Genomic DNA, 23,105 nt, shown 5'->3' on the forward strand with positions numbered 1-23,105 from the left:
GATTGGCACCCTAAGAAATCGATAAATTATCGCAAGCTGTAATTTATGAAACATGCAAAATAAAGGATAGGTTATGTGTTTTTGTTTATGGCGAAGATTGGTGTTGGCAATTTTCATTATCTTCAATGGGGCAATATGCTATGCAAGTGAAGAAATGTTGTTAACCCGCTATGGATATGGTTTTCTAATATGGGATGGAGTAAAGCATGACAAGCCAGCTATTTGGCCATATTTCTATCTTTCAGGTAGTAATCGCATAAATGACAGAGTTTATCCGAGATTTGAAATAAGTGATTTTGAAAATAAAAAATCTCAGGAAAGGCAAAAGCTTTATGTGAAGTTAGATGTAAACAAAAACAATAAATATCTACAGGCGCATGTGGTTTTTCAAAACAAAAGCACAACCCCTTATTATGTACATAAAAGTAGGTTGGCAGAACAGAAAAAAAATAATTTTCATCCACTTTGCAGTGATGCTTTTTCCATAACCTCTGAGGGGATATTACTAAATTTCCTTTCCATGGAATGTCGTTATGATATTGAGGATGAGTGGAAAGAAGTTCCAGCCGGTGGCACCTTTACATTTTCATCAAACCTGAATGAGGCCTATGCATTTCCTTCAGGATACCGGCGATACAACATTGGTTCAGTCGAATATCAAGTGGTGACTGAAAACTGGTTTCAGGAGCAGAACATCAACGAGGCGATGTTTTCAATATTAGACTGGGAATATCACTGTAAAATTGAAAAAAATGTCAGTTACATAGAGTCAGGCGGAGCGGTATGTGACCTGGATAAAAAATCCTTTAGTACATTTATCTATCTTACAGGACTGAAAAGTGAACGAAGTGGCAATAAGTTTTACATCAGAACGAATCAGGTTACCATCTATCTGGACGGTGACACATTGCAACCCTTCAACTATAACCAGTAGTGATGCAAAAAATATAAACACGTTGATTTCAGAATGAGTCACAGGAGTGTTTCGTCATCGCGCCCTGAAGAAAGTATTCAGGGCCTTTATTTCACCCCTCCTCCATCGCAATACGCACCGCTTCCCCCACCTTTTGAATCGCCTCGCGATTTTTATCGCTCAGGGGCATCGCACAGTTAACTCGCAGGCAGTTGCGGTACTTTCCGGATGCAGAAAACAGCGAGCCGGGGGCAATTTGCAGTTTCATGCGGCAGAGCTGGCGCGACACACAAAGCATATCTACCGTCTCCGGCAGTTCGATCCATAACATGAATCCGCCCTGCGGGCGCGTGACGCAGATTTCGCAGGGGAAATACTGACGCACCCAGCAGGTGTAAGTTTCCAGATGTTGTTGATAAATCTGACGCATGCGCCGCACATGGCGGTGATAGTGCCCATCGCGAATAAAAGCCGCTACCGCCAGTTGAGTTGACGGAACATTACTGCCGATGGCGGCATATTTCATATGCAGTACACGGTCACGGTAGCGCCCTGGAATTATCCAGCCAACCCGCAGGCCAGGTGCGACAGATTTGGTAAACGAGCTGCACAGCAGCACCCGGCCATCAATGTCGAAAGATTTTATGGTGCGCGGGCGGGGATAGTGGGTGGCCAGTTCGCCGTAAATGTCGTCTTCGAAAATGACGATATCATGGCGCTGAGCCAGTGCCAGCACCGCCTTTTTGCGCACTTCCGGCATGATAAAACCCAGCGGGTTATTACAGTTGGGGACCAGGATCACCCCCTTGATCGGCCACTGTTCCAGCGCCATTTCCAGCGCTTCAATACTGATCCCGGTTTCCGGATCGGTCGGGATCTCAATGGCTTTAATATCGAACCCGCGCAGTAGCTGCATGGTGCCGTAAAACGAGGGCGATTCGACGGCGACAATATCGCCCGGTTTGCAGACGGACAACAGCGCAATCGCCAGCGCACCATGACAGCCGTTAGTGATGACTATGTCGTCAGGATCGACAGACGATCCGCTGTCGAGCATCAGGCGGGAGATCTGAATACGGAGTTCCCGTTGCCCGGCCAGCGGATCGTAGCTCAGTACGTCGTGAACATGATGTTGCGCCAGGCGGCTCATCTCTCGCCAGAGAGGTTTTAAACTCGGCTGGGTCACATCCGGCGAACCGCCGCCGAAGTTCACTATTTCACGATCGCCACGGGCTTCCAGCAGCGTCAGCACTTCATCCCATTGGGTTACTTCTACCGGGCGCTGTACCGGGCGCGACATGGCGGGCACCGGCGGCTGCGCTTTGCGTGGGGCAACAAAATAGCCGGAACGCGGTTGGGGGCGAATAAGCTGAAGCTTTTCCAGCACCTGATAGGCCTGCTGCACGGTGCTGATGCTCACACCATGCTCCTGACTGAGATTGCGTACCGAAGGAAGCTTCTCACCGTGGCGATAGAGCCCTTGTTCAATACGCTCGGCTAAAAGCGTAGCCAGATTTTCATAACGCGTCATGCTGTATCCCCAATACCCACCATACAGATTTCAAAACCAGTACAGAATTGCCCACGTTTTGCCTTTCAGATAAGGTTTTAGCGGATCTGTATGTTAAAGAAAAGTGATTTCTGAATCTGTATTGTGAGGGTGAATTCCGGCGAAGATAAGGCTCTGCGAGAGAGGAGAGACGCGATGGAATTCTTTGAAAACCCGTCAAAACAACCGTTTTTACTGTTCACCCATACCTGGAACTGGCTGGTAAAAAAATGGCAACGGCACCACACCCGTAAGGTGCTGAGTCGCTTAAGTGATGAGCAACTGAAAGACGTAGGATTACGCCGTCAGGACCTCGGTTATTGATCCCCCCAGAGGGCGAAGATAACATCTTGTTAATTTCCGCCTTTTCTGGCGTAGACTATGCTTAATGCCATCACCATTACGGGGGACACAACATGCATTTTATGGGCGGTAAGGACGACGAGAAAAAAGAGAGCGAAGGCGGCAATGTGACGCAACTGATGCAGCAGAAACTGCTGGATTCACGCTCTATTATCATCTCCGGCGAAATCAACCAGACGCTGACTGAAAAAGTGGTCACGCAGCTGCTGCTGTTACAGGGCATCAGCGATGCGCCGATCAAAATCTACATCAACAGTCAGGGGGGGCATGTCGAAGCGGCGGACACCATCCATGACATCATTAAGTTCATCAAGCCGGAAGTGCATGTGATTGGTACCGGTTGGGTGGCCAGCGCCGGGATCACCATTTTCCTTGCAGCGAAGAAAGAGCACCGCTACGCGCTGCCGAACACCCGCTTTATGATCCACCAGCCGCTGGGCGGCGTGCGTGGTCAGGCGAGCGACATTGAGATCGAAGCCAAAGAGATCATCCGCATGCTGGATCGCGTGAACCGTCTTATCGCTGAGGCTACCGGTCAGACGGTGGAAAAAGTGAAACAGGATACGGATCGTAACTACTGGATGAACCCGCAGGAAGCCATTGATTACGGGATTGTCTCCCGCGTGGTAAAAAGCTATGAAGAGCTGAATCTGGACTGATTCTTCTCCTTTTGCTCCCGCAGCACAGGCGGGAGCAAAAATAAACCGCTTCTCCTCAGATTTTCCGCAAAAATTCACTTCTCCAGCCACGCAAATTTCTTCACACTGTCCGTGATTCTGATTACGGAGAAACGGCATGAATAACAGTTACAAAGCCGCAGTTTTGATGATGGCGACCCTCAGTGCGCCAGTGCTGGCGGACGACAGTGGCACCGCCTTCAACCACAAAGACTGGGAAGTGGTCTGCGACAACACATTAACCTGCCGTGCCGCCGGTTATAGCCAGGAAGAAGAGGTGGCCGGTGGCTCCGTAGGGTCCGTGCTGCTCACGCGCAAAGCGGGCGCTGACACGCCGGTCACCGTAGACGTGGTGCTGGCGGAAATGGAAGCAGATGAAACTGTCCAGCAGCCGAAGCTGACGTTATGGGTTGATGGTACGGACCGGGGGGAGGTGGAAGCGCAGGACAGCGATACCTGGCATCTCTCTGATGCGCAAACCAGCGCACTGATCGCGGCGGTAAAAGGCAGCGGGAAAGTGGAGTTCAGAGGCGGGGCGAAACCCTTTATCCTTTCCGGCGATGGCGCGACTGCGGTTCTGCTGAAAATGGATGACGTGCAGGGGCGTGTTGGCACTCCTGGCGCGCTGAGCAAAAAAGGGGACAAACCCGAAAGCGGCGTAACTGCCCCGGTGCCGGCACCGGTCATCCAGGCCGCAAAAGTGAGCGAGGCGCCGGAGCGCACCCTGACTGAGGCGGAAGTGGCGGCCCTGAAGCCCAAACTCATCGCCACCCTGAATAAAGACAGCGGATGCGATCGCCTGGAAACGCCGGATGAAAACGCAGAAGAGGGAGATAACGACATCACTCTTACCCCCCTCAATGAGAGCCATGTACTGATCTCCGCCCTCTGCTGGCGCGCGGCCTACAACGAAGGCTATGGCTTCTGGGTGACCGACAGCAAGATGCAGGGCACGCCGGTACTGGTGACTGACTCCGCTTCCGACTATAGCGATGGCCTGATTTCATTGGGTCAGCGTGGACGGGGTATTGGCGATTGCTGGTCTTCAGCGGAATGGGTCTGGGACGGCAAAGCCTTTGTGCAATCCAGCCGGTCAACTACCGGCATGTGCCGCTACATCCGCGCAGGCGGTACCTGGGATCTCCCCTCCTTTGTCGCCGAGGTGAAAACACCGGAGTAAGCCATCATCCTGATAATGGCATCTCTGCTTGCTTGTTAAGCATTCATTCGGTTAAGCAGCGGTGCCATGCTTATCTCCCCCACCCTGGCATCACCTCGCATGCACTCCATCCGCGTAATAGCCGGGCACACGGCTGACGATTCCTGAACGCCAGGCATCGCGTATTCAGGCCAGACGGCGCGGGGCGCTGTACCTTTTCCAAAAAGTGGAGATAGAATTGACCATACCGGTCGCGATGATGGACTCAAGGAGACAGTATGGACGACGCGCTGCTGCTCGCTTCGAAGCAGCTTTCTCATCAGGCTTTTCTGGGAGAGTGGGAGGCCGTATTTCGCCTTCTCGAACAGTTTCCTGCCCTGATAAATCACACCTCGCCTGAGAAAGGCTACTCGGCGCTGCATCAGGCGGCCTGGCATGGGGCAACGCTGGAAACCATTGGTGGTCTGCTCCGGCTTGGCGCAAACACGCAGCTGAAGACCAGAGACACGCAGCAAACGCCGTATGACATTGCCTTGCAAAAACAGAAGCAGCGGCCCGATCTCCACTTTGCCCTCGATCCGACTCCCCGTACGCTCGCGCAGTTAATGCGCAAAATTTTCGCCCGGGGGTTACCGGAAAACATGGCCTATCCCGATCTGCTGTTGATGGACAATCTGGTGATGCTCCTGAGCGATGAAGAGTGCGTTGCGCCCGGCTCCCCGGCGAAGGCGCGTTTTAATGCCGCATTTTTAGCGCTGACGGGTACGGATATTGCGGCCCCTTATACTTCCCCTGCCTCAATTCCGCCCCACTGGTGGGTAAATACGGACTACTGGCGAAACATCTTCCTGCCAGAACTCCTTGAGCTTGAGCAGCAAAAATCATGCATTCCGCTTGAGCGGAACTGGGCCACCATTGGCGATCTGCTGGTGCAGGAACATGAGCGGTGGGGGCTACGCGGTGACCCCTGGCTATGGATGGAACTGCGCAAATCCACCACGCGTATTCCCCTGCCCGCGACCACAAAAGAGCTCACCGCCCTGCTGCGTAATCTTGTGCTGGCGCGCACTAACAGCACGATGCTGGATAGCGACGCTGTCTATATCACCCGTTTCAGCCGTGGCGGCATGAGCAGCGGCCATATCTCACTGCGTTTCTGGGAGCAGGAGGGGATACCAGCGATTGTCGGGCGTGCCGGGTGGTTACGAGAGATGTGGGGGATGGTGTGACCATCTGAACTGATGGCGATGGGATGGCTGAAAAGCCCCGGCAAAGGTAACCCGCTTTGTCTGAATGCGCTTTTTTGTTATCCCCTGCTGCGCGTGATGCACAAAAAACCCTCCGGACCGCAGTCGCGCGGCCTTTCGCATTCCATGCTGTTTCTCACCGTCGTTTCTTGATACTTACCCTGGTAACTATTATTCTCCTCAGCCTTAAATGAGGAGCCTCCCGTGACAGAAGATGAATTGTTTGCCCGCCGGCCGCTGGGGATGCGGATGGCGATGATCGTGCGCCAGTGGCGTGCGACCATCGATAACGCGCTGGCAGATACGGGGCTGACGCAGTCCGGCTGGACGGTGCTGATGCAGCTTCGTCAGTTAGGGGATAACGTCTCGGTGAGTGAGTTAGCAGAAGTGCAGGGCATCGAACTGCCGCCTTTAATGCGCACCCTCTCGCACCTCGAAGCGCAGGGGCTGATAGCACGTACGATATCGCCTTATGACAAGCGCATCCGCCTGCTCGCACTGACCCAGGAAGGCACGGTTATGCTGGAGAAAATTACCCGCGTAATCGAGGCCTGCCAGCAACGCGCTGCGCAACACATCCCGGCGGAAAATCTCGACATTTTCAGCGCCACGTTGAATCAAATCGCCTGCAATTTACGCGTAATGCGTAGTGAAGATAACAAGACACAATAAATCATGATGACACCAGAACAAAAATTTGCCCGCTGGGTAAGGGTCAGTATTGCCTCTTTCCTGTTGATGTTTGTCTATTTTATCGTTGCCGATATCTGGATCCCGTTGACGCCGGACTCCACGGTGATGCGTGTTGTCACGCCGGTTTCATCACGGGTGGCGGGGTATGTTGCAAAAGTGCATGTGCAAAACAACAGCCAGGTAAAAAAGGGTGACCTGCTGTTTGAACTGGACGCCACGCCCTTTGTTAATCAGGTCGAAGCGGCAAAAATCGCCCTGGCCCAGGCAAAGCTGACCAACCAGCAACTGGATGCGCAGATTGTAGCTGCGCAGGCGAGTCTGAAAACGGCCGAGCTTACCGCGCAGAACAACAAAGTGACCTTTGATCGCTACCAGCGTCTGGGCGCGATGCAAAATGTCTCGCAATCGGATCTCGATAACGTCCGTACCACCTGGCAGAGCAGCGTACAGTCGGTCAATAACCTCAATGCCAGCATTCGTGCCCTCATCATCCAGCGTGGTGAACGTGACGACAGCCGTAACGTGACGCTGCAAAAGTACCAGAACAGCCTCGAGCAGGCGCAGCTCAACCTTGGCTGGACAAAGGTGCGGGCGGAGATGGACGGTAAGGTGAGTAACCTTCAGTTAAGCCCCGGTTTTTATGCCGCAGCCGGCAGTGCTGCCCTGGCACTGGTTCATGACAACGCCGATATCGTGGCGGATTTCCGTGAGAAAAGCCTGCGCCATACCCACCCCGGAACGGATGCCGCAGTGGTCTTTGATGCTCTGCCTGGACAGGTTTTCCCCGCGCACGTCACCAGTAGCGATGCCGGTGTGCTGGCAGGTCAGGAAGCGGTGAACGGGGCCCTGTCCCAGCCGGAAACGTCCAACCGCTGGGTACGTGACGCACAGCGCATGCGCATTCATGTTGCACTCAATGATCCGCTGCCACCCAACCTGCCGACCGGGGCGCGCGCCACTGTCCAGCTTTATAACAGTGAAGGCGTGTTTGCCCGCTTCTTCTCGGGTCTGCAAATCCACCTGGTGAGCTGGCTGCACTATGTCTATTAATACCCTGGCGCGGGTTTTCACCCCGCACGGCAACATTGTCTATACGGCAAATGATTTTCGTCAGACCTTGCGGATTGTGTTCGCCGGGATGCTTGCGCTCAGTATGTCGAGTTTTTATAACACCAGCTACGGCGTCTTTTACGTCGTCTATCCGGTGATGTTGCTCTCGCTGGTGCCGGTCTTTAACCGTCACGTGGCGAAGCAGTTCATCTTCAGTGCGGTGATCAACTGTATCGAGATGGTGCTGATCATTGGCTTTTTAGCAAAATGGCCGGTGATCATGACGCTGGTGGTATTTGGCCTCTACGTCATGCGTTTCCGTTTTATGAGCAAAGGGCCACTCTTCCTCTTTGGTTCTGCGGGCGTCGTGTGTCAGAGCACGATGCTCAACTTTATGAGCTACCCGACCAGCGACTGGCACACGCTTATCTTCTCCAATATTGAAGCCAGCGTGATAGCGGTAATGCTCAGCGCGTTAATGAATTACCTGATCCCGGATCTCGCCCCTCGTCAGCCGCCACCGCGAATTGAAAAAAGCGATGCCCGCGTGCGCCATGAGTCCCTGCTCTCCGGTAGCGTGGCGACCATGATCTTCGTGGTGTTCCAGCTCAGCGATCTCAGTGATTCCCTGTCGGCGCTAATGGCGGGGATCCTGATCCTCTTCCCGATGCATTATCGCGGGGCGGTGATGAGTTCCATCTGGCGCGTGGTGGGGGTGATGCTTGCCTGTCTCTATATTCTGCTGGTGCAACTCATACTCTATAACCACAGTAGCCATATGCTGCTGATGATGCCGCTGATTGGCCTGGGGCTGGCGTTCAGCGCGCGGCTGCACGTCATGGAAAAAGTAGGGGCTGGCGTCGGGTTTGCCAGCGTGACCACCATCGGCATTATGTTCGGCCAGAACCTGCACCCGGATACGGATCTGGTCTTCAGCGATCTCTACCGCATTGTGTCAGTCACGGTAGCGCTTCTGGGCACGCTGACGCTGGTCTTTCTGATGCATCTTTTATTAAACCGCTTTGAGGCGACGCGCTTTGTAGTTGAGGAGCAGTAGCGCCCCTGTTTCCTTGCCCGATGGAGGCTTAGGGGGAGAGGGCGCTATGGATTCGTCACAGGATCATGCGCTCTCCGTACTCTGTTCATACTGCCGTACCCGGCGCAGCAGACTCAGCAGGCACAATACCGCCACACAGCAGGCCACCAGCGCCAGCAGATGGAACGGCAGACGGCCACCGGCAGAAAACCACAGCCATCGCGCCCCTTCAATGGCAACAGCCACCGTACTGAGCACGACGATATTAAGCGAGGCGGAGACGGTGCCTTTGGGCAGGTCGTTGGTAAACAGTGTGAAACGGTAAAGCGTGGAAAAAATCAGCCCGATCCCGAAGGCATAAATGCTGGTGCCCATGACTGACCATAACCAGAGATGGGGAGAGAGAAGATTTCCGCCAACCAGCACGATCGCCCCGGCAAGCTGGATCGGTATTGCACGGCGAACATAGCGTGGATCGGTCGGATCCTTAACAAAGCGCATCATGACGATATTGGCGGCGATCAACGCGCCAAAGACCGGGATCTGTGCCCAGGCAAACTCTGCGGTAGTCATGCCGCCTGCGTCAATCAGGATAACCGGCGACACGGCGACCCATGTCATGAGCGGAATATAGTACAGGGCAAGGGTGGCCGCACCGGTGAGGAAACGCGGGTTGCGATAGACGGCGCAGAAGTCACGCACCACGCTTTTTGCACGCAGAGGCTCACTCTGCTTTTGCACGGTTTCTGGCATCGCCAGTACCAGCCCAAGCCAGGCGATAAAGCCTATCGCTGCGATCGCCGCGAAGATAACCTTCCAGTGTACAAAGTGCATAATGGCCGCACCGCTAAGCGGGCCGATCACCGGGGCGAGCAGCACCACGGAGGTGATCATCGACATCAGCTTAATTGCTTTGGTCGGCTCAAACGCTTCCTGGATGGTGACGTAACCCACGGTCGAAATAAAACAGATACTGGTGCCCTGCACGACACGCGCCACCAGGAACTGCTCGAAGGTGGTGGTAAACAGAGTGGCGATGCAGGCGAGGGTGAAGATGAGTGCGCCAGTGAGCAGGACCGGGCGACGGCCAATGCGGTCGGAGAGCGGGCCAAGCGCCCACTGCAGCGCCATTCCCCCCGCCATGTAGAGACTTACAGAAAGCGGCGCAAGGCTAACGTCACCGTCAAAATCGCGTACCACCTGAATGATGCCCGGTTGGATCATATCGGTGGTGAGATAGGCGGCGAAGTCATACAGCACCAGCGCCATCGGGAAGATAAAGGCCCCGCCGTAGCGGGTAAAAAAATCAGTTTTCCATGACATCACACGCTCCTTTTACGGCTCAATCACAGTCAGTGTGCGAGCAGGCAAATTTTATGTCGATGCAAATATGCTGGTTTTATCCGCCCGGGAGTGTCAGTAACGCAGGGAGTTGTGACAGCAGATAGAGCACCAGGCCAATAGTGCCGCCGACCAGGGTGCCATTAATCCGGATAAACTGCAGATCCTTGCCGATATTCAATTCGACCTGATGTGACATGTCGCGCGCATCCCAGCTCTTTACCGTATCGCTGATATGACGGGTCAGGAAGGTGGCAAAATCGGGCGCGACGCTGTGCGCCGCCTGTTCCAGATGCCCATTCAAGGAGGTGCGCAGCGCCTCATCAGCCAGTAGCGCCTCCCCGAACCACAGCCCCGCTTCGGTGATGCGCAGTTTGATGCGCGAGTCGTCGGACTGCATGTCGCTTTTTATCCAGTCACGCAGATCGCCCCACATTTCGCCAAGATAGCGGTTAAAGGCCTCATCTTCTTTCAGATACTGTTTGATATTGTCGGCACGGGCCGCCATTTCCGGATCGTTTTTCAGGTTATCGATAAGCTTCAGTGTGGCGCGGTCAAAAGCACGGCGGATCTGGTGCGCACTGTCGTGGGTGACATCGTCCAGCAGCGTGTTGACCGCGCGGGTGACCATCCCGGCGCTCTGATCGCCCAGCCATTCGGTAGGCAGGATTTTCGCCTTATGCGGATGTTCCGTTTTCAGCCAGCGTACCACCTGGCTTGCGATAAATTCCCGGCTGCTCTCTTTTTGCAACAGCTGCATCATCTGGCCAATCAGGGCGTCGAGCAGTACCTGGTGGCGCTGGTTTTTGGTCATGCTCTCCAGCATCGAGGCGCTGGTCTGGGTTAAATCCACCTTATCGATGGCGCGATGCACGGCCCGTTTGAGCACGTTTTTGATCCGCGTGTCGTCGGCCAGTTCCATAAAGCCGCTCATCACCTGCAGCAGATGCTGTCCCACCCGGCGGGCGTTATCCGGCTGGCTGAACCAGGCCCCGATCATCTGCGCGGGCTGGTGGCGATGAATCAGTTCTACCAGCGATTGGGTATCAAGGAATTTTTCCTGCACGAACTGGCCGAGATTGTCGCCAATCCGGTCTTTATTGCGCGGAATAATCGCCGTATGGCGTGAAATAAACGGGATGGGTACGCGACGAAACAGCGCCACCACGGCAAACCAGTCTGCCAGCGCCCCCACCATTGCCGCCTCGGCAATAGCTTTGACCCCACTCACCCAGAAGCTGGGTGGCAGGAACAGAGTGACGACAAAAACCGCTGCAGCAATCAGCAGTAATGAAAGCGCCAGGCGTTTGGCGCGTTTGAGTTCAGTGAGTTTGTCCATGGTGTTAAGCATAGAGCCGGGCGGCGAATTTCGCAGAATTTTCAAGGTGCAACAGAAAGCGGATTATTCCCCCTCACCCTGGCCCTCTCCCCAAAGGGGCGAGGAAGAAAAGCCGAGCAGGCCGCATAAGCAATGATTGCATCCTGATGCGCCACGGGTATGGTAGTCGCAGAAACAAGGGAGAAAGGAATGACTGACATGACACTCACGATAATGGCTGCCGTGCTGGCTGCGCTGGCAGGGGGCGTTTTTGGCTGGCTGCTGACAAAGATGACTTTCGCACAAAAAATTGCCGCCCTTGAACACGACAACGATCAGGCCGAAGACGCGCTGGCAGCGACGAAAAAAGGGCTGCGTGAGCAGGAAGGGAAAGCCGAAGCGCTACGCAATGAAAAGCACCAACTGGACGTAGAGACCAGCGTGCTTCGCCAGCAGATTAATGACCTCAAATCGCGAACGGCAGAATTACTCCAGCGTCTGGGAAAAACAGAAGATCAATTAACGGATGAACGTCGTCTGTCAGCACAGCTTGACCACGACTATACCGAGCTGAAAACCACCCTGACGCAGCGCGAGCAGCATTTCCGCGAGCAGTTTGCCAGCCTGGATGAGACCAAAAAATCCCTCTCGCGTGAGTTCGAAAACATCGCCAATAAAATCTTCGAAGAGAAGGGTAAAACCTTTACCACCACCAGTAAAACCAGCCTTGACGACATGCTCAAACCGTTTCGCGAGCAAATTGAGGGGTTCCAGAAGCGGATCAACGAAGTGCATGATGCCTCGATTCGCGGCAACGCTGACCTGAATGCCGAGATTAAAAAGGTGCTGGAGATTGGCCTGCAGATGAGCGCGGAGGCCACCAACCTGACCACTGCCCTGAAGGGCGACTCCCAGCAGCGGGGTGCCTGGGGTGAAGCACAGCTACGTCGCACGCTTGAAATGAGCGGGCTGGTAGAAAAAGCGCATTTCGAAGTGCAGAGTGCTTTCAGAGATGAGGAGGGGCGCCGTAAGCAGACTGACTACCTGATTCGTCTGCCGGACAATAAGCACATCATCATTGACAGCAAAGTCTCCCTCAATGCCTACGATCGAGTCTGTTCTGCTGAAACACCGGAGGCGCAGGTGAGGGCGATGGACGACCATATAATGGCGGTGCGCCGCCACATCGACGATCTGGCCTCCAAGGATTACACCAACCTGGCGGGCATTCGCAGCCCCAGTTTTGTGCTGATGTTTATGCCTGTCGAAGCGGCCTACATTGAAGCGCTGAAAACCAACAAAGGGCTGTTTGAATACGGTTATAGTAAGGGCATCGTGCTTGTCTCCCACACGACGCTTATCCCTATCCTGCGTACCGTTTCCAATCTGTGGATGATTGAGCGCAGCAACAGCGAGGCGCGGGAAATCAGTGAACGCGCTGGGGAAATCTTCAATAACGTCTGTCTGGTGGCCGAACGCTTAAGTAAGCTCGGCGGCACCCTGACTACCGCCAGTAATCAGTACAACCAGACCGTGACGGCGCTGGTGGGGAATCAGGGGCTGTACGGCAAGGTGGAGCGCTTTGGCACACTCTCCGAGAAGGTCAATAAAGAGTTGCCGAAACTGGAACTTGCCCATCGTGATTTCGAACATGAGCGCATGGCGCTGATTGTGGAAGCGCTGGATGAGCCTGACGTTGAGATTGTGACGGTTGGGAGTAATAACCCGCTAAGCGATACCACGTTGAGTGGATCTACTGGCGCTTAACTTATTCGGATTTTATTAAGCCTGCTTTGTGGCTACAGCGTAGCTACAAAATGAGGAGGATCTATGGATTCTGTTATTCGATCGCGGATCGACAAAGGGCTTAAAGAGCGTGCTGGTTTAGTGCTTGAAGATTGCGGCCTGAGCTGGAGCGTAGCTATCTGTTTGTTCGCTGAGCAAATTGTCAAAAATGAAGGGCTGCCTTTTGAAGTCACCCAAAAACCGAATGCCCGTCTGCAAACCGCAATGCGCGAAGCAGATGAAATTATCACGCACCAGCATGGACGCTTTGAGAGTGCGCAGCAGCTAATGGACAGCCTGAATGATGGTAAAAAGCAGACGGACTAGCTTGCCCTTTCGATAGGATTACACCCGATCTTTTATCAAAGCCTGGGAACGCTATAACAAAGCAGGGCGCAGAGATATGCATGAAACTGCCGCCGTAATGACGATGGTTCTGTCAGGCAACCCATTGCCCGCGCACGACAATGACCACGCCTTAGCAGGAAATATGCAAGGTTTTAGAGAACTGCATATCGGTGGTGATTATTTGCTGATCTATAAAGTTGAACACGGCAAACATCAGGTCGTGTTTACCGATTTAGGCACGCATTCAGAATTGTTTGAACAGGCATAGGTGATAAAAGGGCCGAAAGGCCCATTTATCATCATGCTTCAGACGTCGTGCCTTTCAGCCCCGCAAAAGCATCGCGGATCTCTTGTTCAGGTAGCTGAATACCGATAAACACCAGCGTGCTGTGTGGGGTTTCATCAGCCCAGGGGCGGTCCCAGTCGGCGCTGTAGAGGCGCTGCACGCCCTGGAACAGCAGGCGGTTCGGTTCGCCATCAATCCATAACATGCCTTTGTAGCGCAGTAACTTGTCCGCAAAAGAGAGCAGCAAATTTTCCATGACGCGGGACACCTCGCTGATATCTACCGGGTAATCCAGCTCCACGACGATAGAGGAGACGTCATTCTGTTTATCAGCGATAAAATGAAAGCGCGGTGTGGCGGTGATCTTCTCTTCGAGCATAAAGCCATTGGTGTCGAACAACTGCGCCAGATCGATATCGCCATGAATAACGGTGTAGACCGGGGCGCGGGCATTGATGCGGCCGAGGCGTTCACGCAGCTTTTCGCTCCCGCCTGCCACGTCAGTTTTGGTCAACAGAATGCGGTCGGCATAGCCCACCTGGGACTGAGCGATGGTGAACTGGTTCATCTGCTCGTCGGCGTGTACCGCGTCGACCAGTGCAATTACGCCGTCCAACTGATAGCGCTGGCAGAGAATTTCATGGGAGAAAAAGGTCTGGATAATGGGACCGGGATCGGCCATACCGGTGCACTCAATCACCAGACGGTCAAAGGCGATGTCGCCACGGTCAAGGCTGTCGAGCAGGTCTAGCAGCGCGTCTTCAAGTTCGTTAGAACGGGTACAGCAGATGCAGCCGTTGGTCAGGGTCTTAATTTGCGTGGCGCGGTCGCCAATCAGCTGATCGTCGACGGAGACTTCACCGAATTCGTTTTCGATGACCGCAATCCTCAGGCCATGCTGTTCATTGAGAATGTGGCGCAGCAGGGTGGTTTTGCCTGCGCCGAGAAAGCCGGTAAGTAGGGTGACTGCAATCGGTGTCATCTTGCCTCCATTAACAGCAGCGTACGCCGCCTTCGCCGCTCCCGCCGTAGCGTGCTTCCTGACGCTCACGGAAGAATTCGTTGTAGGTCATAAAGGGTTTATCCGGATGGTTGGCCTTCATATGCTCAACGTAATTGTCGTAATCCGGAATGCCAATCAGCATCTTCGCCGCCTGGCCTAAGTATTTTTTTGCTTCGCCTAAGTTACCAAACATTATTAGTTCCAGATAACGAATAAAGCCCGGGGGTGCAGGCTATTTTACTTGCCATTTTGAACCTGGGCAGTGCTCAACATCCTCACGTACTACGTGTACGCTCCGGTTTTCCGCGCTGTCCGTGTTCAAATTGCCTGCGCCAATTACGCCTGTGTGGCTCACTTAAAAACCCCGCCGAAGCGGGGTTTTAGGGTTGCCGATTTAGTGGTGTGAAGCGGTTTTCACGCCGCCTTCCGGCACCGGCACATATGGCGTTTCTTTGTCAGTACGCACGGTGTTATTGCGCACCTGCAGCCAGGTTTTGATGCCGTAGAAAATGATGCTGTAGACCACCACCAGGAACAGAATGCTCAGGCCCGCGTTGGTGTAGTTGTTCACCACGATATGGTTCATGTTAGCAATCTGCTGGGCAGTCAGATCAGCGCCGCCTGCGGCAATTTTCGCTTTGTACTGGTTAGCCATGAAGAAGAAGCCTTCCAGTTGCGGGTTGGCGCTGAACAGTTTCAGACCCAGTGCCCAGGTGGTGCACAGCAGCAGCCACAATGCCGGGATCACGGTGACCCAGATGTATCTGGTGCGCTGCATTTTGATCAGCACCACGGTACCCAGTACCAGCGCCACGGCAGCCAGCATCTGGTTAGAGATACCGAACAGCGGCCAGAGGCTCTTCACGCCACCCAGCGGATCAACCACACCCTGATACAGCAGATAGCCCCAGAGACCTACGCAACCGGCAGTACCGATGATACCTGCCACCAGAGAGTCGGTTTTCTTGAGGAAGGGAACGAAGTTACCCAGCAGGTCCTGCAGCATAAAGCGGCCCGCGCGGGTACCTGCATCCAGCGCGGTCAGGATAAACAGCGCTTCAAACAGAATACCGAAGTGGTACCAGAAGCCCATGTCAGCCATCGGCATGATTTTATGGAACACGTGAGCGATACCTACCGCCAGTGTCGGCGCGCCGCCGGCACGGTTCAGTACGGAAGGTTCACCGATGTCTTTGGCAGTCTGCATGATCTGCTCAGGGGAGATAACAAAGCCCCAGGAGCTGACGGTCGCCGCCGCATGTGCGCTGACGTCTTTCAGTTGCGCCATGATCATGGCTGCATTTTCGCCACCCATTTCATGCAGGTTAGGCATGGTGATGCCAAGGCCAGCAGGCGGGGTATTCATGGCGAAGTAGAGGCCCGGTTCGATGATTGAAGCTGCAACCAGCGCCATGACAGCGACGAAAGACTCCATCAGCATTGCGCCGTAACCGATAAAGCGGGCATCGGTTTCGTTAGCCAGCAGCTTCGGTGTTGTGCCGGAGGCAATCAGGGCATGGAAGCCGGAGACCGCGCCACAGGCGATGGTGATAAACAGGAACGGGAACAGTGCACCTTTCCATAGCGGCCCGGTGCCGTCAATATACGGCGTAATCGCCGGCATTTTCAGCTCAGGGTTCAGAATGACAATGCCCAGCGCCAGGCCGACGATAACGCCGATTTTCAGGAAGGTCGCCAGGTAGTCGCGCGGTGCCAGAATCAGCCATACCGGCAGCAGCGCAGAGATAAACGCATAGCCAATCAGTGCGAAGGTGATGGTGGTGTCTTTAAAGGTCAGCGCCGGGCCCCAGTACGGGTCATGAGCGATGATGCCGCCGAAGTAAATGGATGCCACCAGCAGCACGATACCAATCACGGACACTTCACCCACACGGCCTGGGCGCAGGAAACGCATGTAGATACCCATGAACAGCGCAATCGGCACGGTAGAGCAGACGGTAAACACACCCCACGGGCTTTCTGCCAGTGCTTTCACCACAATCAGCGCCAGTACGGCGAGGATGATTATCATGATTAAGAAGCAGCCGAACAGCGCAATGGTGCCTGGTACACGGCCCATCTCTTCTTTGATCATCTCACCCAGAGAAGCGCCGTTACGGCGGGAAGAGATAAACAGCACCATGAAGTCCTGTACGGCACCAGCCAGTACCACCCCTGCCAGTAGCCACAGCGTACCCGGCAGGTAGCCCATCTGCGCAGCCAGAACCGGCCCCACCAGCGGGCCTGCACCGGCGATAGCCGCAAAGTGGTGACCAAACAGGACGTAACGGTTAGTGGGAACGTAGTTCAGACCGTCATTGTTAATGACCGCAGGCGTGGAACGCGTAGGGTCCAGCTTCATCACTTTTTGCGCGATGTAGAGGCTGTAGTAGCGGTAGGCCACAAGGTAAACAGAGACGGAGGCAACCACAATCCACAGCGAGCTGACGTGCTCACCGCGGCGTAATGCAACGACGGATAAGCAGAAGGCACCGAGGATGCCGAGGATCACCCAAGGTATATGTTTGAATAGCTTTTTAGTATCCATATCAGACCTGATTAACAGAAAAATGGAGTGAAGGTTGATGTGTTGAAAGTCGATTTTGCTGGTGGCGATCATGACAAATTACAAGCCTGAAAAGGGCGGGATTTGGGTAAGTGGCAGGAAAACGGGGGTAAGCGGTCAGCCCAAGGGGTAAGCGGTTTTATACCGGTTTAAGCGGTTAAAAATGTGTGATGCAGATCACGAGGCTTTGCGCTGGTTTTCCGGTTTCTCTGGACGGTCTTAACGGGGTGTTATGCAAAATGATTAATGTAAACAATCAGCTTTTAGCCAACCCGACTCTAAAGTTTTCGCTTTCCAGGCCGAAAAGTTGATGTCTGGATAAGGGATGGAAAAACATGTTAAACCGTATGAAACTTGTCACCAGTTTACTTGTGGTACTGGGACTCTTTGGCCTTTTGCAACTTACCTCTGGCGGCTTGTTCTTTAACGCACTCAAGCACGACAAAGAAAACTTCACCGTTTTACAAACGATTCGTCAACAGCAATCCACGCTGAACGCCAGCTGGGTCGCGCTTTTGCAAACCCGTAATACCCTCAACCGCGCCGGGATCCGTTACATGATGGATCAGAATCAGATTGGCAGCGGTGCAACCGTGAATGACCTGATGCAGATCGCCAGCACCTCTCTCAAGCAGGCGGAAATCAACTGGAAGGCGTATCAATCCGCCCCACGTGACCCGCGTCAGAATGAGTCAGCCGCTGCCGAAATTAATCGCACTTATGATATTTACCATAATGCGTTGGCGGAGCTGATCCAGTTGCTTGGCGCAGGTAAAATCAATGAGTTCTTCGACCAGCCGACGCAGGGCTACCAGGACGCCTTTGAGAAACCCTATCTGGATTACCTTCAGCAAAACGATCGCCTCTATGCTATCGCCGTAGAAGAGAGCAACAGCTCCTACTCTACTGCCGTGTGGATAATCATTACGGTTCTGTTGGTAGTGATGTTCGTGATCCTGGCAGTATGGATGGGCATTAAACGCGGCATGATTGCCCCGATGAACCACCTCATCGAAAACATCCGTCATATTGCGGGTGGCGATCTGGAACAAACCATCAACGTTCACGGCACGAACGAAATGGGACAACTGGCAGAAAGTCTGCGCCATATGCAGAGCGAGCTGGTGCGTACCGTGGGCGATGTGCGTAACGGCGCTGATGCGATTTACAGCGGTGCGAGCGAAATTTCCGCCGGTAACAACGATCTCTCTTCCCGTACGGAACAGCAGGCCGCTTCTCTGGAAGAGACCGCTGCCAGCATGGAAGAGCTGACCGCAACGGTGAAACAGAACGCCGAAAACGCCCGTCAGGCAAGCCACCTGGCGCTCAGTGCTTCCGGCACCGCGCAGAAAGGCGGCAAGGTGGTGGATAACGTGGTGCAGACCATGCGCGACATTACCGCCAGTTCCCAGAAAATTGCTGACATCATCAGCGTGATCGACGGCATTGCCTTCCAGACTAACATCCTGGCACTGAACGCCGCCGTTGAAGCAGCACGAGCCGGTGAACAGGGCCGTGGCTTTGCGGTGGTGGCAGGGGAAGTGCGTAACCTGGCCCAGCGCAGTGCGCAGGCTGCCCGTGAAATCAAAGGATTGATTGAGGACTCGGTGAGCCGCGTTGAACTGGGGTCAACCCTGGTAGAAAGCGCCGGTGAAACTATGGATGAAATCGTCAGCGCGGTAACCCGCGTGACCGACATCATGGGCGAGATCGCCTCTGCTTCTGATGAGCAGAGCCGTGGTATCGACCAGGTGGGTCTGGCGGTAGCTGAAATGGATCGTGTGACGCAGCAGAACGCCTCGCTGGTAGAAGAGTCCGCTGCGGCCGCCGCCGCACTGGAAGAGCAGGCCAGCCGTCTGACGCAGGCCGTTGCTGTGTTCCGCACCCGTCGGATTACCCGCGAAACAGCGGCTGCACCGGTGCTGATCAAACCTAACTTGTCTAAACCACTGATGGCGAAAGCTACCGGCGGCGAAGACAACTGGGAAACCTTCTAAGCCCGAATGCGCCCTGCTGATGCGGGGCGCGTTTTATCTCAGCCTTTCACTGACGAGGATACAGGCTTCACTGTTTTCACGTTTTCCTACCGCAACCACTGCAATGACCAAAACATCCTCAATGGCCTGATAAACGAGCCTGAAACCTGATGCGCGTAATTTGATTTTATAGCAAACAGGTAAGCCTCTTAACCTTGCTGAGGGTATGTGCGGGTTTTCAGGACATTTTTGGCGTTTTCTGGCGAACTGCTGCTAAATAGCGTTATCGAGTTTTTCCCCTTCCCGAAGTGCGTCCTTCCTGAACTTAACGCGATATCTCATAAGTATTTATCCAGATCGATATCGACCAGTTCTTGCTGATCACGTTCTTTCACCAGGCGAATCAGCTTATTGTCGTCCAGGAGTTCAAGCATTTTTTTATAACGTGCTGTCTGATGCAGTAAAACACAGGCTGATTACGCTTGAGAATCGCAACAGGGTAACCCGCACCTGCGTTGGCGGTCGCCATCGGGTTTTTCTTCAGTTGGCTGACACTCGCACGGGTATTACTCAGGGAGGCTATAGAAAATTATGACCGCCTGAAAGGAGTGCGTCGTACAGGGTCGGTTATGCTTAAGAATTAAACCTGGAGGACAGTATGAAACTGACTACCCTTTCCGCCCTTCACTACAGCAGCGAGCAGCTCTCCTGCTTTTTAGGCGCGTGTTTTGAAGGCTACAGCGTACCCGTTTCTCTCACTGCTGAACGTTTTGCCCTGCGTTTCGGCGCGGAAGATATCAGCCTTACCGACTCTTGCGTCTGGTGGGAAGGGGAGACACTGGTGGCGATAGCGATCATCACACAGCGTAGCGACACCGCGAGGCTGGCGGCGTATGCCGTGCGCCCTGCATACCGGGGGAAGGGCATCAGTAAGCGGCTACTGGCACCTCTGTTCGAGAGACTAAGGCAAAAGGGCATCAGGCAACTGCGCCTGGAAGTGATTGCAGATAACCTTGCCGGTATCGGTCTTTATCGGTCACTGGGGTTTGAACAACAGCGGGTGCTACGGGGCTATCAGGGCGCTACCTCTTCCGCCTCCGGGGAGAACGTACTGCGCGACGTGAATCCGCTTGAACTAATCTTGCGAGCCGCGAAGGAGGTGAAAAACACACTTCCCTGGCAACTCGATCCGCTTTCTCTCCTCACGCTGCCTTGTCAGGTGTATGAGTACCGTAAGCATGCGTATGCCGCCATTTCAATGTTGATGGATGCGCCCTCGCTGCGTTTTATTTATGTTGAGCCGGAATATCGCGGTAACGGGGTGGCGCGCGAGATGTTGACGGTTCTGCATCACCGCTTTGCAGGGCTGAGTACACCGGTGGCAGTGCCGGAATCTTTTACCCCGCTGTTTGTGTCAGCGGGGTATTGCCTGATGGATATCAGGCAGCTGGAAATGCGGGCGATGCTTTGATGTTCGCCGAATGTTTTAACCGTTGGTATTTACGACTTTGATTTCCACCATCCCAATCCCGAGCTTACGGGGTGAGTGACCGAGAATATTGCCTTCATTCGTCGATACGGGTTCCGGCGGGACAATCACCAACCTGTTACTGCGGCCCGGATTGGAGAAACGAAGCGTGGTTGTGGACACGTCGTTGCCAAGAGTGAGCACTTGCTCTTCTTTGCCCACTCGCACCGGGATCGGTTTATTGGCGTTCGGTCCAAAAGCCCTGGCGGTGATCACCAGTTCAAAGTTTTCCGGGAGCGGATCGTTAAACTCAATGGACACCTCTTCCCCCAGCCGCGCGTTAGACCAGCGCCCCCAGCTTTCAGGGCGGGAAATGCCGCTAAACTTTTTCACCTCTTGTGGTGCGCCGGCCACGTTAAAAATAAAGCTGTCGGCTTTATAGCGAATATCATCATCGACAATTTTTAGCATATCGACGTTTTGTTTATAGCGATCGGTGGCGATCACCGTCTCTTTTATCGCGGTCTTGCCTTTCCACTGGGCCTGGTCGACCCGCTGCACGTGTTGCTCGCCGCCGAGCTGCCCCTGAGAGACACACCAGTCGGTAGAGAGCGCGAATTCCGGTGCCCACAGGCGCGCCATTTTATAGCATTGGTCAATCCAGACGAACTTATCGCGCGGGGCAAAATCCGCCAGCTGATAGCGCAAAGGGGCGGAGTATTCACTTTCTGGCAGGGGTTCGACCCGCTTGTCCGAAACGCGGACCAGCAGCGGCAGACGGAATTTACTGCCTGAAAAGGCAATCGTCTGTTTATCCCTGTCGATGGTGAATGCCTCCATCGTCTTCGGAAAGTTCCACAGTCGAATAATGTCCGGCTTCCAGGCCAGCGCCTTCTCTTTCATGTTAAGAAAGATACCCGAAAGTGACTGCCCGGAGAGGCTGCTTCGTCCGAGGCCAATAAAATTATCGCCACCGAGTATGTCAAGGACGGTGGCCCCGTTATCCATGGTGTTACGCTTCATGGTCAGGGTATCTTGCTGCACTTCATCGCCCCGGATAACGACGAAGAGGTTTTTACACTCCTCTTTATTGAGGTATTTCCATGCGGTGTTATTCATGGCCAGATGATCGGAGGAGACCACGATTACGGTCTCTTTAAACCAGGGCGAGGCTTTGATCTTGTTAATCAGCGCCGCTATATGCTGCTGGCTGCAGGTGACCGCGCTAAAGGATTGGTTGGGCTTACCGTCATACGCATAGCTTTTCCGGTCACAGGTGCGGGAGATAAAACCGTCAGGATGGTGAGTATCAACCGTTAGCGCGAAAAGAGAGAAGCGTTTGCCGGAACGGGCCAGGGTTTCATATTTTTGCCATACCTCCTCCAGTACGGTGTCATCGTAGAACCCCCAGTCATTACGATAAGCCGGATCTTTTACCTGGGTTTTGAGTTCCTCTGCCCCGATCAAATTATCGAAACCGTGGGATTTGAGAAATACATCTTTGCCGGCGAAGCGCAAGTTCGCCCCCTGGATAAAGTAATTTTCGTACCCGGAGTTTTTAAGGATATCGCCAAGGCAGATGTTCTGCGGGAAAAAGCTGGATACCGAGGCAGAGGCATTACCCTCAAACGGGGCAAATAACGGAATGCCGCACTGGGAAGCGACCATCCCGGCGATGGTGTAATCGGTGCCGGGCAGCTGTTCCGTGTTAGCAAAATCGAGCCCTTCGTCCTTTAACGCGCCAAGTTCCGGGGTGAGGTCGGGAAAGGCGTTATCATCAAAATAGGTGCGTTCCAGACTTTCCCCGTAGATATAGACCAGGTTGAGTTTGGGATGGGGGATGAATTTTGCAGGCTCTTTGTAATACGCCGTGAAGTCCGGATCGCCTTCCCGTGACTGCGATTTCACCAGTTCGGTTAGTTGGCGAAAGGCCGGGCTGGCATCGACGGAGGCCAGCGCCAGCACGAGTGCAAGCAGGCTGTAACCAAAATGATGAGGCAGATGACGACGGCGGCGTAAGACCCAGCCCAGGGCACAAAAAACAGCGATCAGGGCGACGACAATCCCGACGCCCGGCAGGATGTATTTACCGATACCCGCGCCCGTCAGGCTGCTGGTCAGCGTATAAATGACGGCATCGGTAATGCCGTCACCGGTGAAGTAATTACTGGCATACAGGGTGATATTGAGCACGACAAAAATGCCCAGCACCAGCAGGGTTGCGGTGAACCACCAGGTATTACGACCCGCTTTCCATGCGTAAATCACCACGGATGCGAGAAACAGGGCAATCGACATTAACTCGGACAACCGTTTTCCCTCATGAA

20 protein-coding genes and 2 pseudogenes are annotated in these 23,105 nt (G+C 54.0%); 13 read left to right on the forward strand and 9 right to left on the reverse strand.

The window, feature by feature from the left end; genetic code table 11:
• Window positions 1-100: 100 nt before the first annotated feature.
• On the forward strand, window positions 101-934 hold the full coding sequence (locus M1D91_RS02875) for a hypothetical protein (protein WP_437431035.1): 834 nt from the start codon (window positions 101-103) through the stop codon (window positions 932-934).
• A gap of 91 nt (window positions 935-1,025) precedes the next feature.
• On the opposite strand, the gene M1D91_RS02880 is transcribed toward M1D91_RS02875, so the two are convergent.
• Window positions 1,026-2,444, reverse strand: a complete 1,419-nt coding sequence (locus M1D91_RS02880; protein WP_437431036.1) for an aminotransferase-like domain-containing protein — start codon at window positions 2,442-2,444, stop codon at window positions 1,026-1,028.
• Between the two features lie 174 nt (window positions 2,445-2,618).
• Here M1D91_RS02880 and M1D91_RS02885 point away from each other — a divergent pair, with 174 nt between their 5' ends.
• From M1D91_RS02885 to M1D91_RS02915, 7 genes are all read left to right on the forward strand, one after another.
• Window positions 2,619-2,786, forward strand: coding sequence for a DUF1127 domain-containing protein (locus tag M1D91_RS02885; RefSeq protein ID WP_437431037.1), 168 nt, complete (start codon window positions 2,619-2,621; stop codon window positions 2,784-2,786).
• Window positions 2,787-2,878: 92 nt separating this feature from the next.
• Window positions 2,879-3,484 (forward strand): ATP-dependent Clp protease proteolytic subunit, encoded by a 606-nt coding sequence (locus M1D91_RS02890; protein WP_437431038.1) that lies wholly within the window; start codon window positions 2,879-2,881, stop codon window positions 3,482-3,484.
• Between the two features lie 136 nt (window positions 3,485-3,620).
• On the forward strand, window positions 3,621-4,682 hold the full coding sequence (locus M1D91_RS02895) for a DUF1176 domain-containing protein (protein ID WP_437431039.1): 1,062 nt from the start codon (window positions 3,621-3,623) through the stop codon (window positions 4,680-4,682).
• A 257-nt stretch (window positions 4,683-4,939) separates the two neighbouring features.
• Entirely contained in the window at window positions 4,940-5,890 is a 951-nt protein-coding gene (locus M1D91_RS02900) for a hypothetical protein (protein WP_437431040.1), read from the forward strand.
• 222 nt (window positions 5,891-6,112) lie between these two features.
• On the forward strand, window positions 6,113-6,580 hold the full coding sequence (locus M1D91_RS02905; protein WP_437431041.1) for a MarR family winged helix-turn-helix transcriptional regulator: 468 nt from the start codon (window positions 6,113-6,115) through the stop codon (window positions 6,578-6,580).
• A 3-nt stretch (window positions 6,581-6,583) separates the two neighbouring features.
• On the forward strand, window positions 6,584-7,651 hold the full coding sequence (locus M1D91_RS02910) for an HlyD family secretion protein (protein ID WP_437431042.1): 1,068 nt from the start codon (window positions 6,584-6,586) through the stop codon (window positions 7,649-7,651).
• A complete protein-coding gene (locus M1D91_RS02915; RefSeq protein WP_437431043.1) occupies window positions 7,641-8,708 on the forward strand; it encodes a DUF2955 domain-containing protein in 1,068 nt (355 codons plus the stop codon). Before M1D91_RS02910 ends, M1D91_RS02915 begins: the two co-directional genes overlap by 11 nt.
• Window positions 8,709-8,771: 63 nt before the next feature.
• Here M1D91_RS02915 and M1D91_RS02920 read toward each other — a convergent pair whose 3' ends face one another.
• Together M1D91_RS02920 and M1D91_RS02925 are read right to left on the reverse strand one after the other, a co-directional pair.
• Complete coding sequence (locus M1D91_RS02920) at window positions 8,772-10,010, reverse strand: MFS transporter (RefSeq protein WP_437431044.1); 1,239 nt, start codon at window positions 10,008-10,010, stop codon at window positions 8,772-8,774.
• 76 nt (window positions 10,011-10,086) lie between these two features.
• A complete protein-coding gene (locus tag M1D91_RS02925; protein WP_437431208.1) occupies window positions 10,087-11,367 on the reverse strand; it encodes a DUF445 domain-containing protein in 1,281 nt (426 codons plus the stop codon).
• Window positions 11,368-11,556: 189 nt separating this feature from the next.
• On the opposite strand from M1D91_RS02925, the gene rmuC reads away from it, so the two are divergent.
• From rmuC to M1D91_RS02940, 3 genes are all read left to right on the forward strand, one after another.
• On the forward strand, window positions 11,557-13,113 hold the full coding sequence (gene rmuC, locus M1D91_RS02930) for a DNA recombination protein RmuC (protein WP_437431045.1): 1,557 nt from the start codon (window positions 11,557-11,559) through the stop codon (window positions 13,111-13,113).
• Between the two features lie 63 nt (window positions 13,114-13,176).
• The gene (locus M1D91_RS02935; protein WP_437431046.1) at window positions 13,177-13,458 is read left to right on the forward strand and encodes a type II toxin-antitoxin system RelB/DinJ family antitoxin; all 282 of its coding nucleotides are present in this window, start codon (window positions 13,177-13,179) and stop codon (window positions 13,456-13,458) included.
• Between the two features lie 76 nt (window positions 13,459-13,534).
• Complete coding sequence (locus M1D91_RS02940; protein WP_457975969.1) at window positions 13,535-13,747, forward strand: type II toxin-antitoxin system RelE/ParE family toxin; 213 nt, start codon at window positions 13,535-13,537, stop codon at window positions 13,745-13,747.
• A 31-nt stretch (window positions 13,748-13,778) separates the two neighbouring features.
• On the opposite strand, the gene yjiA is transcribed toward M1D91_RS02940, so the two are convergent.
• From yjiA to M1D91_RS02955, 3 genes are all read right to left on the reverse strand, one after another.
• Window positions 13,779-14,747, reverse strand: a complete 969-nt coding sequence (gene yjiA / locus M1D91_RS02945; protein WP_437431047.1) for a GTPase — start codon at window positions 14,745-14,747, stop codon at window positions 13,779-13,781.
• A gap of 10 nt (window positions 14,748-14,757) precedes the next feature.
• Window positions 14,758-14,961, reverse strand: a complete 204-nt coding sequence (locus M1D91_RS02950) for a YbdD/YjiX family protein (RefSeq protein ID WP_437431048.1) — start codon at window positions 14,959-14,961, stop codon at window positions 14,758-14,760.
• A gap of 201 nt (window positions 14,962-15,162) precedes the next feature.
• The gene (locus tag M1D91_RS02955; protein WP_437431049.1) at window positions 15,163-17,316 is read right to left on the reverse strand and encodes a carbon starvation CstA family protein; all 2,154 of its coding nucleotides are present in this window, start codon (window positions 17,314-17,316) and stop codon (window positions 15,163-15,165) included.
• 365 nt (window positions 17,317-17,681) lie between these two features.
• Here M1D91_RS02955 and tsr point away from each other — a divergent pair, with 365 nt between their 5' ends.
• Window positions 17,682-19,331, forward strand: coding sequence for a methyl-accepting chemotaxis protein (gene tsr, locus M1D91_RS02960; protein ID WP_437431209.1), 1,650 nt, complete (start codon window positions 17,682-17,684; stop codon window positions 19,329-19,331).
• Between the two features lie 33 nt (window positions 19,332-19,364).
• Here the strand turns inward: tsr and M1D91_RS02965 are convergent.
• Window positions 19,365-19,652: pseudogene (locus M1D91_RS02965) on the reverse strand (type II toxin-antitoxin system RelE family toxin).
• Window positions 19,649-19,839 (reverse strand): annotated as a pseudogene (locus M1D91_RS02970) (type II toxin-antitoxin system Phd/YefM family antitoxin). The pseudogenes M1D91_RS02965 and M1D91_RS02970 overlap by 4 nt, the downstream one beginning before the upstream one ends.
• Window positions 19,840-19,968: 129 nt before the next feature.
• Here M1D91_RS02970 and M1D91_RS02975 point away from each other — a divergent pair.
• Window positions 19,969-20,781, forward strand: coding sequence for a GNAT family N-acetyltransferase (locus M1D91_RS02975; protein WP_437431050.1), 813 nt, complete (start codon window positions 19,969-19,971; stop codon window positions 20,779-20,781).
• A gap of 15 nt (window positions 20,782-20,796) precedes the next feature.
• On the opposite strand, the gene opgB is transcribed toward M1D91_RS02975, so the two are convergent.
• Entirely contained in the window at window positions 20,797-23,088 is a 2,292-nt protein-coding gene (opgB, locus tag M1D91_RS02980; protein WP_437431051.1) for a phosphatidylglycerol--membrane-oligosaccharide glycerophosphotransferase, read from the reverse strand.
• Window positions 23,089-23,105 lie beyond the last annotated feature (17 nt).

The sequence above is a fragment of the Enterobacter sp. SA197 genome, assembly GCF_054131575.1.

Excerpts from the sequence above, each read along its gene's own strand:
- M1D91_RS02895 (WP_437431039.1), top strand. The coding sequence starts at position 3,621 with ATGAATAACAGTTACAAAGCCGCAGTTTTGATGATGGCGACCCTCAGT.
- M1D91_RS02900 (WP_437431040.1), top strand. The coding sequence starts at position 4,940 with ATGGACGACGCGCTGCTGCTCGCTTCGAAGCAGCTTTCTCATCAGGCT.
- M1D91_RS02975 (WP_437431050.1), top strand. The coding sequence starts at position 19,969 with ATGAAACTGACTACCCTTTCCGCCCTTCACTACAGCAGCGAGCAGCTC.
- M1D91_RS02890 (WP_437431038.1), top strand. The coding sequence starts at position 2,879 with ATGCATTTTATGGGCGGTAAGGACGACGAGAAAAAAGAGAGCGAAGGC.
- M1D91_RS02955 (WP_437431049.1), bottom strand. The coding sequence starts at position 17,316 with ATGGATACTAAAAAGCTATTCAAACATATACCTTGGGTGATCCTCGGC.
- M1D91_RS02885 (WP_437431037.1), top strand. The coding sequence starts at position 2,619 with ATGGAATTCTTTGAAAACCCGTCAAAACAACCGTTTTTACTGTTCACC.
- M1D91_RS02925 (WP_437431208.1), bottom strand. The coding sequence starts at position 11,367 with ATGGACAAACTCACTGAACTCAAACGCGCCAAACGCCTGGCGCTTTCA.
- M1D91_RS02950 (WP_437431048.1), bottom strand. The coding sequence starts at position 14,961 with ATGTTTGGTAACTTAGGCGAAGCAAAAAAATACTTAGGCCAGGCGGCG.
- rmuC (WP_437431045.1), top strand. The coding sequence starts at position 11,557 with ATGACTGACATGACACTCACGATAATGGCTGCCGTGCTGGCTGCGCTG.
- M1D91_RS02935 (WP_437431046.1), top strand. The coding sequence starts at position 13,177 with ATGGATTCTGTTATTCGATCGCGGATCGACAAAGGGCTTAAAGAGCGT.
- M1D91_RS02880 (WP_437431036.1), bottom strand. The coding sequence starts at position 2,444 with ATGACGCGTTATGAAAATCTGGCTACGCTTTTAGCCGAGCGTATTGAA.
- M1D91_RS02910 (WP_437431042.1), top strand. The coding sequence starts at position 6,584 with ATGATGACACCAGAACAAAAATTTGCCCGCTGGGTAAGGGTCAGTATT.
- tsr (WP_437431209.1), top strand. The coding sequence starts at position 17,682 with ATGAAACTTGTCACCAGTTTACTTGTGGTACTGGGACTCTTTGGCCTT.
- yjiA (WP_437431047.1), bottom strand. The coding sequence starts at position 14,747 with ATGACACCGATTGCAGTCACCCTACTTACCGGCTTTCTCGGCGCAGGC.
- M1D91_RS02920 (WP_437431044.1), bottom strand. The coding sequence starts at position 10,010 with ATGTCATGGAAAACTGATTTTTTTACCCGCTACGGCGGGGCCTTTATC.
- M1D91_RS02940 (WP_457975969.1), top strand. The coding sequence starts at position 13,535 with ATGCATGAAACTGCCGCCGTAATGACGATGGTTCTGTCAGGCAACCCA.
- M1D91_RS02915 (WP_437431043.1), top strand. The coding sequence starts at position 7,641 with ATGTCTATTAATACCCTGGCGCGGGTTTTCACCCCGCACGGCAACATT.